Annotated in this window: 13 protein-coding genes; 10 read left to right on the forward strand and 3 right to left on the reverse strand. The window is 64.1% G+C overall.

The genetic code is table 11. The annotated features are described in order from the left end of the window. Positions 1-7 precede the first annotated feature (7 nt). Positions 8-517: an LpqN/LpqT family lipoprotein gene (locus AABD04_RS07095; RefSeq protein WP_341440657.1), complete on the forward strand. Its 510-nt coding sequence runs from the start codon at positions 8-10 to the stop codon at positions 515-517. On the opposite strand, the gene AABD04_RS07100 is transcribed toward AABD04_RS07095, so the two are convergent. Next, entirely contained in the window at positions 514-1,881 is a 1,368-nt protein-coding gene (locus AABD04_RS07100; RefSeq protein WP_341440658.1) for an MmgE/PrpD family protein, read from the reverse strand. The genes AABD04_RS07095 and AABD04_RS07100 overlap by 4 nt on opposite strands. A 179-nt stretch (positions 1,882-2,060) precedes the next feature. Here AABD04_RS07100 and AABD04_RS07105 point away from each other — a divergent pair, with 179 nt between their 5' ends. Together AABD04_RS07105 and AABD04_RS07110 are read left to right on the forward strand one after the other, a co-directional pair. Further along, positions 2,061-2,873 (forward strand): cyclase family protein, encoded by an 813-nt coding sequence (locus AABD04_RS07105; protein ID WP_243595532.1) that lies wholly within the window; start codon positions 2,061-2,063, stop codon positions 2,871-2,873. Next, on the forward strand, positions 2,870-4,297 hold the full coding sequence (locus tag AABD04_RS07110) for an MmgE/PrpD family protein (RefSeq protein WP_341440659.1): 1,428 nt from the start codon (positions 2,870-2,872) through the stop codon (positions 4,295-4,297). The genes AABD04_RS07105 and AABD04_RS07110 overlap by 4 nt, the downstream gene beginning before the upstream one ends. Positions 4,298-4,355: 58 nt before the next feature. Here AABD04_RS07110 and AABD04_RS07115 read toward each other — a convergent pair whose 3' ends face one another. Continuing rightward, on the reverse strand, positions 4,356-5,183 hold the full coding sequence (locus tag AABD04_RS07115; RefSeq protein WP_341440660.1) for an HpcH/HpaI aldolase/citrate lyase family protein: 828 nt from the start codon (positions 5,181-5,183) through the stop codon (positions 4,356-4,358). Next, positions 5,180-5,968: an IclR family transcriptional regulator gene (locus AABD04_RS07120; protein WP_243610918.1), complete on the reverse strand. Its 789-nt coding sequence runs from the start codon at positions 5,966-5,968 to the stop codon at positions 5,180-5,182. Before AABD04_RS07120 ends, AABD04_RS07115 begins: the two co-directional genes overlap by 4 nt. Before the next feature lie 211 nt (positions 5,969-6,179). Here AABD04_RS07120 and AABD04_RS07125 point away from each other — a divergent pair, with 211 nt between their 5' ends. The 7 genes from AABD04_RS07125 to AABD04_RS07155 are packed head-to-tail and all read left to right on the forward strand — an operon-like array spanning position 6,180 to position 12,862. Beyond that, positions 6,180-7,400 carry an ABC transporter substrate-binding protein gene (locus tag AABD04_RS07125; RefSeq protein ID WP_341440661.1) on the forward strand — a complete coding sequence of 407 codons (1,221 nt, stop codon included), beginning with the start codon at positions 6,180-6,182 and terminating at the stop codon, positions 7,398-7,400. Next, entirely contained in the window at positions 7,397-8,386 is a 990-nt protein-coding gene (locus tag AABD04_RS07130) for a branched-chain amino acid ABC transporter permease (RefSeq protein ID WP_341440662.1), read from the forward strand. The genes AABD04_RS07125 and AABD04_RS07130 overlap by 4 nt, the downstream gene beginning before the upstream one ends. Beyond that, positions 8,383-9,426, forward strand: a complete 1,044-nt coding sequence (locus AABD04_RS07135; RefSeq protein WP_341440663.1) for a branched-chain amino acid ABC transporter permease — start codon at positions 8,383-8,385, stop codon at positions 9,424-9,426. Before AABD04_RS07130 ends, AABD04_RS07135 begins: the two co-directional genes overlap by 4 nt. Then, positions 9,423-10,145, forward strand: coding sequence for an ABC transporter ATP-binding protein (locus tag AABD04_RS07140; protein ID WP_243610921.1), 723 nt, complete (start codon positions 9,423-9,425; stop codon positions 10,143-10,145). Before AABD04_RS07135 ends, AABD04_RS07140 begins: the two co-directional genes overlap by 4 nt. After that, positions 10,142-10,846: an ABC transporter ATP-binding protein gene (locus AABD04_RS07145; RefSeq protein ID WP_341440664.1), complete on the forward strand. Its 705-nt coding sequence runs from the start codon at positions 10,142-10,144 to the stop codon at positions 10,844-10,846. The genes AABD04_RS07140 and AABD04_RS07145 overlap by 4 nt, the downstream gene beginning before the upstream one ends. 13 nt (positions 10,847-10,859) lie before the next feature. Continuing rightward, positions 10,860-11,492, forward strand: coding sequence for a hydantoin racemase (locus tag AABD04_RS07150; protein WP_335742820.1), 633 nt, complete (start codon positions 10,860-10,862; stop codon positions 11,490-11,492). Beyond that, positions 11,489-12,862 (forward strand): FAD-dependent oxidoreductase, encoded by a 1,374-nt coding sequence (locus tag AABD04_RS07155; RefSeq protein WP_341440665.1) that lies wholly within the window; start codon positions 11,489-11,491, stop codon positions 12,860-12,862. The genes AABD04_RS07150 and AABD04_RS07155 overlap by 4 nt, the downstream gene beginning before the upstream one ends. The last annotated feature ends 7 nt before the right edge of the window (positions 12,863-12,869 follow it).

Consider the following 12,869-nt stretch of genomic DNA (forward strand, 5'->3'; position numbering starts at 1 on the left):
ACATTCGATGCAGAGCTTCTTGCAGCAGCAGGGTGTCGAGCCCGTTCCGGTACATCTGGACGAGTGCAGCAGATTCGGTCTCGAACTGCCGACGATGCCGGGCTGGGACGTGGTTCCCGAGCACCTGTTCCCGCATGCCACCGCGGTGCTGTGTTCGCCGGCGAACGCCGTCGACGGGTTCGTGCCGAATGCTCTGGCGCTGGTGGGGAAATTGACGCGATCGGTGGACCCGGTGTCCCTGCTGGAGTGCGGGTTCGGAGATACACGGACGTTGCCGGGCTGGGTCGAGGTCAGCCGCGATCGAGCATCGCTGCGCGGACTACCGTCCGTCGCGATCGCCGGTCGGTACGAGTGGGATGGGCATCTGCTCTTCGCGCGGACCCGCTACGTGGTTGTCCACCACATCGTCGATCAGTACCTCGTGCAGCTGACGGTCACTGTGCCGGATTCGCTGCGGCAGAAATTGTTCTGCGCTGCAGACGAGTTCGTCGACGAGGTACTCATCGGTCGACGCTAGCGACTCGGTAGTGCGCGCAACAGCGCTGCAACGTCCTCGGTATCGCCGAGGGAGTCGACGATGTCCTCGATGACTGCGGTATCGGATTCGCCGACCAAACGAGCGATCTTGGCGCGCACCGCACTGAAATTCATCGGGAAATGGTCGATGTCGCCCACCGGATTGGGGGCGGTCGCAGAAAGAGTGGTTCCGTCCCGAAATTCGATCGTCACTTCGGCGGCTCGGCGCTCTGGTAGCAGCGCGTCGAGCTCGGTCGATGTCGTGACGTCGACACGGTCGCTCAACGATTCGGCCGCGGAGAAGCCGGCACCTCGGGGATCCAGAGAATCGACGTCTATCTCGTCGGAAACCAAGGCGGCTGCCACGACGAACGGCAGCGAGAACATGGCACCGAGCCTGCTGGAGGGATGTCGGCGAAACAGGGGTTCTGCCAGCGAATGTGTCCGTACCCGTACATGTTCGACGTCCTCTGCAGACCAGTCGGCACTCGCGCGCAGGCTCTGTACGGCGTCCACCGCGGCGTGCGTGTACGAGCAGCTGGCGTGTTGCTTCGTATAGCCCTGCAACGTGAGCCAACGATCGCCGAGGTCCTCGGTCAGTCGGGCGGTGTCCAGCGTCCCTACCAGTGCGCCCAGGGTGTGTTCGATAGCCCCCGAGTTGTGCACTACCCCCGATCGAGCCAGCCTGGCCGCGTTCACGCCCGCGCGCGCGGCACCGCCGATCCACAGGTTTCGTGAGAAGTTTCCGTCGAGGACCACTGCCCATGGTGCCACTTGAACCAGCGCAGACGACGAGTCGATCGCCGCCGCGACCTCGTTCGCATCGGCGCCACGAAGCAATGCCGCTGCCGTGGCAGCACCGGTAGCACCCCAGTGCCCATGGGTGTGCCAGGAACTGTGGCGGGTCAGTGCCCAGCCGAATCGGGCAGCAACCTCGTAGCCCGCCACGACGGCCGCCAAGAACGTCGAACCCGGGATCGGCGTAGGTGCCAGCCTGGCCGCAGCGATCGCCGCTGGAAGCACATGTGCGGCGGGATGTCCGGCGGCGTACTTGTTGCCCTCGTCCAGCTCGAGGCAACACGATGCGATGGCGTCGAGCTCGGCTGCCGTGTCGATGGTGGTGCCGACGCTTCCGCCTATCGGGTACGTCGATCCGGGCTCCGCATCCCACTCACGACGCACCGCGACCATCTCGGCGGTGCGGGCACCGGCGAGGGTGACACCCAGCAGATCGAACAGAATCAACCGAATCCGGTCGTCGAGCGGTGCGGGCAGGGGCGCACTTGTGAGTTCGACCATCACTGTGGCCAAGGCGTCCACCGCAGACATATGTTCCGTTGAGCGAAACGCGGAAGAACCGTTCATCCGTGGACTGTAGAAGGCCGAAAAAGAAAGAGTCAATGATCGAGACGTGCGAGCAGGGGACTGCTACGCTCGGTCTACCGCTGGAACGGCTTCTTGCAGGTCATTAGCGTTCCGTCTGGCGAAACAATATTTACGCTGGTGCGAGGTGCGCGCGCAGCGTCTAACGAGGAGAAGAAGCAATGTCCGATCAACTTCTTCGTGCAGTCCAGGGGGGCGTGCGCGCAGTCGATCTCGGTAGGCAGTTGAGAGTCGGCATGCCGCAATCGCCCAATCATCCGCAGTTCTGGCACACCCTGCCGCGTAGACACGGTGACGTGACCAGAGCGGATGGCGGTAGCGCTGCGAACGACATGATCACCACCGGAACGCATGTGGGCACTCATATCGACGCGCTGGCCCACGTCAGTCACGACGGAAAGTTGCACGGCGGGGCCGATGCCGGTCAGTCGTGCCTGGGCGGTAAATACGTCGAACACGGCGTGCACACCATCGAACCCATGATCCGCCGTGGTGTGCTGCTCGACATCCCGAGACTCCTCGGTGTCGGTCGTTGCGAGGGTGGATACGAGATCACCGTCGACGATCTGCAATCGGCATGCGCTGCAGAGAAAATCGAGATCGAACGAGGCGATGTCGTGTTGATCCGCAGCGGCTGGGGGCAGTTGTTCGCTGAGGGGCTGCCCTACGTCGGTGGTCCGTCCGGAGTTCCCGGGGTCGGAGAAGCCGGCGCGCAGTGGCTGGCGGACAAGGGTGTCCACGCTGCGGGTGCGGATACGATCGCGTTCGAGCGGCTCGCCCCCGGTGGCGGACATGCGCTGCTACCCGCGCACCGAGTTCTGCTGGTAGAGAGCGGGATCTACATCATCGAAGCGCTGGACCTCGAAGAGCTCTCCCAGCAGGAATTGTTCGAGTTCACGTTCGTTCTCGTTCCGCTCAACATCTTTGGTGCAACGGGTTCGCCGGTCCGGCCGCTGGCGGTGACGTCCGCATGACCGAACGCACACTCGCGCAACACCTGGCGCATTTTGCTGCGACCACCCGCTATCCGGATCTGCCCGACGCCGTGATCGCATCGGTGGGGATGCGGGTGCTCGATACGCTCGGGATCGCCGTGGCAGCTACCGACCTGGAGACGAGCAAGGCCGCGACCGAATGGGCCCGTGAACAAGGCGGGGCAGCAACGGCATCCGCGATCGGCCTCGACATTGCCCTTCCTCCCGCGTTGGCAGCGTTCGTCAACGGAGTGCTCGCACACTCACTGGACTTCGACGACACACACCTCCCGTCGATCCTGCACCCGAGCGCCAGCGTGGTGCCCGCGGCTCTCGCTGCCGCTCAGGAGCACGGAGCCGACGGTCGAGAACTCGTACGAGGCATCGCGATCGGGCTCGAAGTCTGTGTGCGCATCGGTATGGCGGGATTCGACCCGGCCACCAAGAACTCGGTGTTCTTCGAGCACGGCCAGCACGCGACGTCCATCTGCGGTGCGATGGGAAGCGCCGTGGCCGCCGCTGTCATCGGTGGTGCGTCCGAGGAGCAGATCGTGGACACGATGGGTATTGCCGCGTCGATGGCGTCGGGCATCATCGAGGCCAACCGCACCGGTGGCACCGTCAAGCGCGTGCACTGCGGTTGGGCTGCGCACTCCGCGCTCTCCGCGGCAGGGCTTGCGCGACATGGGATCACGGGGCCGCCGACGGTCCTCGAAGGACGGTTCGGCTTCTTCCAGGCCTGGCTGCACGAGCCGGGCCGAGCCAACGAGATTCTGGACGGACTCGGCACCGAGTGGGCCGTTCCCAGAATCTTCTTCAAGCCGTATCCCGCCAATCACTTCACCCATGCCGCAATCGACGCGGGAGCAGCTCTGCGGGCGAGGGGAATCCGGCCGGAGCAGATCGAGAAGCTCGAGCTCGGGGTGCCCGCTGCGAATCTGCGTACCATCGGCGAACCCATCGATGTCAAGCGCACGCCCGAGACCGGTTACATGGCGCAGTTCAGCGGCCCGTACGCCGTGGTCGTCGGCCTGCTGGGTGGGGGCGGACTCGGTGCGGCACTGGAGGACTACACCGACGAGTTGGCGAAGTCGGCGGATCGACGGGCCCTGATGGCCAAGGTCGACGTCGTACCGGATCCGAAGTGCGACGCCATCTTCCCGCATCAGTTCCCGGCGGTGCTGACCGCAACACTGATCGACGGAACAGTGCTGGTCGAAGAGGTACTCACCACGCGTGGCGGACCCGAACGACCGCTGTCCTTCGACGAGGTCTCGACCAAGTTCACCAGTAACGCACGGCCGTTCCTCACCGAAGTCGAGCTGAAGGACCTTGCCGGTCGATGCGATCGACTCGGAGACCTGACCGACATCGGAGCACTGCTTGCGCCGTTGACCGATCTGAAATCGCCCACGCAGCAATAGGACAGTCCTCGGGCACCGTCACTCGTGTGGCGGTGCCCGAGCTGCAAGTTCGACCAGTTCAGGCCCGGCCGAGAATCTCTCGCGCGCCCCGGACCACTGCCTCGTCGACGAACCGTCCGTTGTCGTCGACGGTCGGTCCGCCCTGCGAATCCGTGTAGAGCTGTACCAGTCGACGTGCTGTATCGACATCGTCCACCGACGGCGTGAGCGCTGCATTGATGATCGGAACCTGACGGGGGTGCAACGCAGTCCGGGCTCGGAATCCCATCTGCACGAAACGTTCTGTGGTGCCGACGAAACCGTCCAGGTCACGAAAATCGGTGGACGTCGGTGCAATAGGTGCCGCCAGTCCCGCAGCAGCACAATCGATCACGACGTTCAGGCGAACAGCGTCGATCATCGGCTCGGTGGCCGCCGAACGGGTGATCCGTAGATCGGCGAGCAGGTCGACCTCACCGATCCCGAAGGTTCGTACTCTGTTGCATCGAGCCATTTCCGGCAGGGCGCGCAGCGAGTGCGCGGTCTCGATGAGGCCGATGAGTTCGACCTCGCCCAGATTGTGCTGGGTGAGCAATCGGTCTGCACGCGTGAGTGACTCGACCGAACACTTCGCCACCATGATGCCGGTGACTCCGCCCTCGGCGACGGCCTCGAGGTCTTGCGTCATGAATTCGGGGGTGACGCGGATCCAGATCTGGGTATCGGTCGACGGCTCCGAGGCCAACCATCGCGTGAGAGCGGCACGCGCCCGGTCCTTCTCCGGCAGTGGAACCGCATCCTCCAGGTCGATGATCACAGCGTCGGCGGCACCGCCCGCGGCCTTGTCGAACAATTCGGGCTTGTTCGCCGGTACGTAGAGGAACGACCGGGCGGAGGTGGGGGTCATCGAGCTGCACGCGCTTCCAGGATGGTGGTGATGGACTGGGCCGCCGCGACAACTTGGCCGGCGTGAACGATGTGTTCGTCGTCTGCGGACGATGAGTAGCGGAAGGCGGGGCCGGAGGAGCTGACCGAACCGAGCACGTGCCCTGCGGCGTCGAAGAACGGCGCGGCGATCGAGGCTGCACCGGTGTTTCGCTCGTTCGTCGAGGTTGCGTATCCGTTGGTGCGGATCTCGGCGAGGCGAGCGCGAAAGCGGGTCTCGTCGGCGTCAGGAGAATTGCTGCGCAGTTCCTGAAAGGCCTCCTCCGCGAACCGATCGGGGAGGAACGCCAGGATCGCTCGGCTCGATGCGCCCGAGTGCAACGCGTACTGAGGTCCGATCTCGACGACCATCTTCACCTCCTGAGGGCTCTCGTATTGATCGAGATAGACGCGTCGGTGGCCGACAAGTACCGAGAGCGTTGCGGTTTCGCGTGTGTTCGCCCGCAGCGCGCGAAGCACCGGAGCCGCGATGGACCGGACGTCGAGCTGGCTCCACGCCTTGGTGCCGAGTCCGATGGCCGCCGGGCCGAGTGAATACGTCGACTCGCCCGCCACCGGCTGCACGATCGATCGTGATGCGAGCGATTGCAGAATGCGGTGCACCACAGCCTTGCTCAGGTCCAGGGTGCGGGCGATCTCGGACACGCCGAGCGCTCGATCGGATTGGGCGAAGGCGATGAGCACATCGGCAACTCGATCGGCCGACTCTGTGCCCGTCGACGTCTCCAGTACAGGCCTGTTGACCATAAGTGTCACCTTTCGGGATACGCGGCCGTTCCGCTGGGCGAACCATACCCGTAACAAGAAATTGACGGAAGAGCCTGTTCTGAGGCCGTGATGCGTGCCATACTCGATTCCAGCGAGATCAATCATCAATCTGATGGTGCGCTCAGCGGAACGGTTGGTTCCGCCCAGTGGTTCGACTCGGCGCCGATGGGCGCGGAAGGCAGATTCGACAATGAAGAAGCTCGTAGGTGTGCTGACAGCCGTTGCAGTCGTGGGTGCGGCAGCATGTGGCTCCTCCACCGGTTCGGACGACTCCGGACCCATCAAGATCGGATCGGTTCACCCCACCACCGGAGCTCTGGCAGGTGTGGGCGGGCTGATGAACGACGGTGCGGCACTCGCCGTGGCCGATATCAATGCAGCGGGCGGCATTTCGTCCATGGACGGTCGGCAGTTGGAATTGGTGTCGGGCGACAGTCAGGGCAAAGCAGAGGTCGGACAGAGTGAGGCGCAGCGACTGATCGACGAGGGCGCGGTGTCGCTCATCGGCACGTACCAGAGTGATGTCACGCAGAACGTCGCCTCGGTCGCCGAGCGATCCCGGGTGCCGCTCGTGATCGATGTGGCGGTGGACGACAAGATCCTCGACCAGGGTTACCAGTACTCCTTCCGCATGCAGCCGAACGCTTCCAGCATGGGAACCGATGGTGCCAAGGCACTGGCCGCTATCGAGGAGCAGACCGGTCAGCCCATCGACCGAGTGTCCTACCTGCACATCGAGGGATCCTTCGGAGACAGCGTCTTCGACGCGTTCCAGGCCGAGGCGGCCAACCAGGGAATCTCATCGGTGCAGGAAATCACCTATCCCGCAACCAATTTCTCGGACGCCACCACTCAGGTCCGTGAGGCCGCAGTGTCCAATCCCGACGTCATCGTCGCCACCGGCTACTACCCGGACGGTCTGTTGATCGCCCGCGCGGTGGAACAGTTGAACTTGAACGTCAAAGGGGTCTACGGAATTGCCAACGGCGCGTTCGACGACAGCTCGTTCCCCAGTGCTGCAGGCGCGGCAGGCGAAGGCGTGCTGAGCGCCAACTACCACTACGACGCCACCAGCGACCGCGTCACCGATATCCGCTCGCGGTTCGAGGCCGAATACGGACGGCCCATGGAAACCGCGGCAATGCTGTCCTACCAGGCGGTCGAGGTCATCGCGGCGGGCCTGAACGACGGAGCATCGAGTGATCCGGAAGATCTGCGCGACGCCATCTCCGGTGTCTCGATCGAGGATCCGCTGCTCGCCTTCAGCGGACCGATCGAGTTCGACGAAACCGGGCAGAACAAGAACGCCACCGTCATCGTCATGCAGGTTCGCGACGGAGCAGTCGCCCAGGTGTTCCCCGAGGAATTCGCCACGGCCGCAATCGAGTTCCCCGTAGGAGCCGGCCAGTGACGGCCGCTACCTCGACTGCGGAGAAAACGGGAAAGAAGAGCCTCTCGGGTCTGAACCCCGGTATCCCGGTCGCAGCAGCGATCGTCGTCATCATGGCGGTGATCTATCTCGTCGGCGGGAAAGATCAGGGCCTGGTCACACAGTCGGTGGTCTCCGGACTTCTCCTCGGCGGTGTGTACGCACTGATCTCCGTCGGACTGACGCTCATCTTCGGTGTCCTCGGAATCGTGAACTTCGCCCAGGGCGCGATGCTGACGATGGCGATGTACATCGTGTACGCGTTGTCCACCGCAGGTCTGCCGGTCTATCTCGCGACACTGCTGGCGGTTCCGGTGATGTTCCTGTTCGGCATGGTCGTTCAGGCAACACTGCTGACGAAACTGACCGTCAGTGGCAGCCACGACGGGCCGCTCCTGGTCACCCTCGGTCTGTCGCTGCTGATCATCAACGTGCTGCTGATGATCTTCGGTGGGCGACCGCAATCGGTGCAGGCTCCGATCGACGGTTCCCTCGACGTACTCGGCGCCGTCGCGGCGTGGCCACGCGTGATCGCGTTCATCGGGGCTGCGTTGGTGGCCGTCGCGCTCACCGCGGTGCTGAAGCGGACGCCACTCGGATTGTCCATTCGCGCAGTCGCATCCAATTCCGAGGGAGCCAAACTGGTCGGCGTCGACATCGGGCGGGTCTATGCGCTCACCTTCGGTATCGGCGCGGCCTGTGTCGCGGTCGCCGGCGGATTGATGACGCCGTTCACCAGCCTGACGCCGTCGGTCGGAGAGCAATTCACCATCCTGGCGTTCGTGATCGTGGTTCTCGGCGGACTCGGAAGTGTCGTCGGAGCCATGGTCGGTGGCCTCGTCATCGGCCTGGTGCAGACCGTCGGCGCGCTGTACCTCCCCGGAACAGGCTCGCTGATCCTGGTATTCGCGGTGTTCGTTCTCGTCCTGTTTCTCAAGCCCGAAGGATTGTACGGAGCGCGCCGATGACAACGACAGCTGCTGCACCCAGCGCGGTGCACGACGACCCACGACTGAAAGACACCTGGCTCCGTCGCCAGTTGATCACGCTCGCAATCGGATTCGTCGTGGTGTCGGCATTGCCACTGATTCTCGGTGAGCAGGCGCAGACGGTCGCCGTCCGCACCCTGATCTTCGCGCTGATGGCCGTAGCGTGGAACATCATGAGTGGTTTCGGCGGCATGTTCAGTTTCGGACACGCCGCCTTCTTCGGAATCGGTGCGTACACCGGCGCGTATCTGCTGGTCGACCACGGTGTATCGCCGTGGATCTCGATGATCATCGCGGCGACTCTCTCGGCTGTGGTGGGAACGCTCATCGCCTATCTGTGCCTGCGCTACCGGCTCGCCGGGTCCTACTTCGCGTTGGCCACGTTCGCTTTTGCGCAGATGTTCCTGCTGCTGGTGCAGAACCTGGAGGTGTTCAACAAGACCGAGGGTTTCAATGTGCCCATTCTGCCGCGTGATTCGTGGTGGATGCTGCAGTTCGAGAAGGGCAGCCCCAACTACGTCTGGATCCCGCTGGTCATCCTGACCCTCGCGGTTCTCGGCACCATCTTCTACACCCGTTCCAGGGCAGGGCAATTCGTCCAGGCCACCCGCGACGACGAAACTGCCGCAGCCTCGCTCGGTATCGACACGATGAAGTATCGGTTGATCGCCGTTGCTGCGAGCTGTGCCCTCACCGCCGTCGCCGGCGTCTACTACACGCAGTACTACTTCTTCGTGGGCCCGGAACAGGCCTTCGGTTCGGCCGTTTCCGTCGAAGCGATCGTGCCGGCCGTCATCGGCGGCATCGGAACGATCTGGGGGCCGGTCATCGGTGCAGCCGTGATCGGGCCGTTGTCGGAGTTGATCAATCAGCTGCTGAGAAACCCACCTGCCTTCCTCGAATTCCTGCAGGGCACAATCGGATTGGACGTTGCCGCGTACTCGGTAATTCTGATCGCGATCGTGATCTTCCTGCCCAAGGGAATCTTCGGGACGATCCGTGAGAGGTGGAACCGATGAGTTTGTTGACCATCGAGAACCTGAGCAAGTCCTTCTCTGGCATCCACGCGGTGCGCGAGGTCAGCCTCGATGTACCCGAGCACGAATTCCTCGGCATCATCGGTCCCAACGGGGCAGGAAAGACGACCCTGTTCTCCCTGCTGTCGGGTGAGCAGCCCCCGACAGCAGGGCGAGTGATCTTCGACGGAACGGACATCACCGGATGGCCTGCGAGCAAGATCGCGCGCGCCGGGCTGGTGCGGACGTTCCAGTTGATGCGCCCCTTCGACTCGATGTCGGTGCTCGAGAACGTCACCATCGCCGCATTGTCGAAGCGCAAGTCGCGTAAGGATGCCCGGCGGCATGCCCTCGAAGTTCTGGACCGTGTCCAGCTGTCCGACCAGGTCGGCGGCAAGGTCTCGACCATGTCGACGGCAGGCCTCAAACGACTCGAACTCGCGCGCGCACTGGCCATGGAACCGCGCGTGGTACTCCTCGACGAGGTACTCGCCGGGCTCGTTCCAGCCGAGCGGGCACCGATGATCGAACTGCTGCGCACGGTGCATCAGCAAGGTCAGACGGTGATGTTCGTCGAGCACATCATGGCGGCGGTGATGGCCCTGTCCGAGCGTCTGGTGGTCATGCACGAAGGTGCAGTGCTCACCTCGGGCGACCCACGCACGGTCGTTGCCGACGACCGCGTCGTCGAGGCATACCTCGGAGAGGAGAAGACTGCATGATGCTCGAAATCGACAACCTGCACGCCGGATACCGTCGGCTCGAGATCCTGCACGGGTTGACCCTGTCGGTCGAACGGCACGAGATCGTCTCCCTGATCGGCGCGAACGGTGCGGGCAAGACGACAACGCTGCGTGCGCTGTCCGGCCTGGTGTCCACGTCCGGTGGCAAAATCATGCTGGACGGCACTGCAATCCATGGGATGCGCGCGGACCGGATCGTGCGAGCCGGGCTGGTGCACGTCGCCCAGGATCGGGCGTTGTTCGGCAGCCTCACCGTGGCCGACAACCTCGAGATGGGCGCGTACACCCAGAAACGCAGCGGCGTGAAGGAGTCCCTCGACCAGGTCTACGCCCTGTTCCCGATTCTCGCCGAACGACGAGAACAGCGGGCCAACACGATGTCCGGCGGTCAACAGCAGATGCTCGCCATCGGGCGCGCCATGATGTCGAAGCCGCGGGTACTGACACTCGACGAACCGTCCGTCGGGCTCGCTCCCAAGCTGGCAGCTCAAGTTCTCGACGCGATCGTACGTATCCGTGATTCGGGTGTGACCGTGCTGATCGTCGAACAGAACGCCGCGCAGGCACTCGCCATCTCGGATCGGGCCTACGTCATCGAAAGCGGGTCGATCGTGCTGACCGGCACCGGACCCGAACTGGCACACGACGAGCGAGTCAAAGCTGCCTACCTCGGCATTTAGGAGTCCACCTCACATGCACCTCTTGGCTTTCACCCCGATCGACGTAGACGCGGCAGAACTGCGGCGCCGGCAGGATCGGTACGATCACCTTTCACCCGCGGGGATCACCGTCGAGCTCCGCAACATCGGGCCCGATGCGCCGAGCGCACTGGATACCGAACTCGACGTCAGACGGTCCGAAGACGTGCTGTCGCAGGCCTTTCACTCCGTGCGCGACACGCACGCCGACGGGTTCCTGCCCGACTGCGTGCTCGACCCCTGCGCCGAGGAAGCGGATTCGTTCGCGCGGCCGCTCTACGGCCTCACGCGGCTGACGGCGTCGTTCTATGCCTCCCAGGGACATCGGATCGGTGCGTTGGCGAGAAACGACGCCATCGCCGCAGAACTGGACCGCCGACTCGGGTTCTACGGGATAGTCGCCGAGGCCACCGAGGTGCTCGGGCTCGGTGTGCACGACATCGCAGACGCCGGAGCCTGGGGCAGAGCGGTCTCGGAACACGCGCGCAAACTCCGGTGCACCATCGCCGTCAATGCCTGCTCTGCAGTCGATCTCGTCGATCCACCGACGTCACCACAGGTCGTCGATCCGACGGCTACGGCGCTGCGGTTGCTGGGTCTGCGTTCCGATCTGCAGGTCCCCGCATGAGCGAGGACGGTCCCGACCTGGTGGTGGCGGGCGCGGGCGGCGGACTCGTTGCTGCTCTGCGTGCGGCCCAGCTCGGGCTCGACGTGCTTGTGGTCGAGGCCAGCACGCACTTCAAGCGGGGCAACAACACGGCAATGTCCACGGCCATGATCCCCGGTGCCGGTTCACGGTGGCAGCGCGAGGCCGGAATCGAGGATTCGCCGCAGCAGTTTCTGGACGATGTCTTGCGCAAAACGAAGGGTAGTGCCGATCTTCGTCTGGCGTCCACCCTGGCCGATGTCAGTGCGCCGCTGGTGGAATGGCTCGCAGATCACGTCGAGCTGCCGCTCACGCTCGTCACTGATTTCGCGTACCCGGGTCACTCGCAATTGCGTTGCCACACAGTCGAAGGCCGCCACGGCAGCGCGATGCTCGAGCACCTCGCCCGAGCGGTCGCGGACGAGCCGCGGATCGACATGTTGACTCCCGCCCGCCTGACCGACGTGTCCGTCGACACCGCCGGGGCTGTCGACGGGGTGAGCATCACGATGCCCGACGGTAGCGTCGATGTCGTTCCCACCCGCGCAGTTCTGTTGGCCACCAACGGTTACGGTGCCAATGCGGACATGGTGGCACAGTACGTGCCGGAGATATCCGCGGCGCGCTATCACGGCAGTGAGCACTCCAACGGGGATGCGCTGGCCATCGGACGTCGTCTCGGTGCCGACTCGGCATACCTCGATGCGTACCAGGGGCACGCAGCACTGTCGAAGCAGGCGACGACGCTCGTCGGATGGGCGACGGTGATGCACGGCGGTGTCGTGCTCGACTCGACCGGTCGCCGGTTCGGTGACGAGACGACCGGCTACTCCGAATACGCGGCCACTCTGGCCGCCAGGCCCGGCTCCGAGGGCTGGGTTGTCATCGACCGCGAGATCTACGACAGTTGTTTGTCGTTCAAGGACTTCCAGCAGACCGTCGACTCGGGTGCCGCGGTGTGGGCCGACGATGCGGAGAGTCTTGCTGCCGCAACCGGGCTCCCGCCTGCGGCAGTGGCGGAGGAGCTCGTCGCTGTGGAAAGCTATGCGCGGGGAGAGGCGTCGGATCCGTTCGGCCGCAACTCTTTCGAGCACCCGCTGGCCGGGCCGTACGCCGCCATCAAGATCGTGCCCGCGTTGTTCCACACCCAGGGTGGGCTCGTCGTGGACGAGAACGCACGTGTTCTGCGCACCGACGGTTCCGCCATCACCGGTCTGTTCGCCTCGGGCGGTGCCGCGATGGGCATCTCCGGCCACGGTGCGGCCGGGTATCTAGCAGGCAACGGATTGCTCCCGGCTCTCGGACTCGCTTACCTCGCGGCAAGCTCACTCCGATCAACTGCACTCTTGTGAAAAAATC

The organism is Rhodococcoides navarretei (genome assembly GCF_038069675.1).
In the GTDB taxonomy this organism is placed as follows: Bacteria; Actinomycetota; Actinomycetes; order Mycobacteriales; family Mycobacteriaceae; genus Rhodococcoides; species Rhodococcoides navarretei.

Excerpts from the sequence above, each read along its gene's own strand:
- AABD04_RS07100 (WP_341440658.1), bottom strand. The coding sequence starts at position 1,881 with ATGAACGGTTCTTCCGCGTTTCGCTCAACGGAACATATGTCTGCGGTG.
- AABD04_RS07095 (WP_341440657.1), top strand. The coding sequence starts at position 8 with ATGCAGAGCTTCTTGCAGCAGCAGGGTGTCGAGCCCGTTCCGGTACAT.
- AABD04_RS07105 (WP_243595532.1), top strand. The coding sequence starts at position 2,061 with ATGTCCGATCAACTTCTTCGTGCAGTCCAGGGGGGCGTGCGCGCAGTC.
- AABD04_RS07140 (WP_243610921.1), top strand. The coding sequence starts at position 9,423 with ATGAGTTTGTTGACCATCGAGAACCTGAGCAAGTCCTTCTCTGGCATC.
- AABD04_RS07125 (WP_341440661.1), top strand. The coding sequence starts at position 6,180 with ATGAAGAAGCTCGTAGGTGTGCTGACAGCCGTTGCAGTCGTGGGTGCG.
- AABD04_RS07110 (WP_341440659.1), top strand. The coding sequence starts at position 2,870 with ATGACCGAACGCACACTCGCGCAACACCTGGCGCATTTTGCTGCGACC.
- AABD04_RS07135 (WP_341440663.1), top strand. The coding sequence starts at position 8,383 with ATGACAACGACAGCTGCTGCACCCAGCGCGGTGCACGACGACCCACGA.
- AABD04_RS07115 (WP_341440660.1), bottom strand. The coding sequence starts at position 5,183 with ATGACCCCCACCTCCGCCCGGTCGTTCCTCTACGTACCGGCGAACAAG.
- AABD04_RS07150 (WP_335742820.1), top strand. The coding sequence starts at position 10,860 with ATGCACCTCTTGGCTTTCACCCCGATCGACGTAGACGCGGCAGAACTG.
- AABD04_RS07145 (WP_341440664.1), top strand. The coding sequence starts at position 10,142 with ATGATGCTCGAAATCGACAACCTGCACGCCGGATACCGTCGGCTCGAG.
- AABD04_RS07155 (WP_341440665.1), top strand. The coding sequence starts at position 11,489 with ATGAGCGAGGACGGTCCCGACCTGGTGGTGGCGGGCGCGGGCGGCGGA.
- AABD04_RS07120 (WP_243610918.1), bottom strand. The coding sequence starts at position 5,968 with ATGGTCAACAGGCCTGTACTGGAGACGTCGACGGGCACAGAGTCGGCC.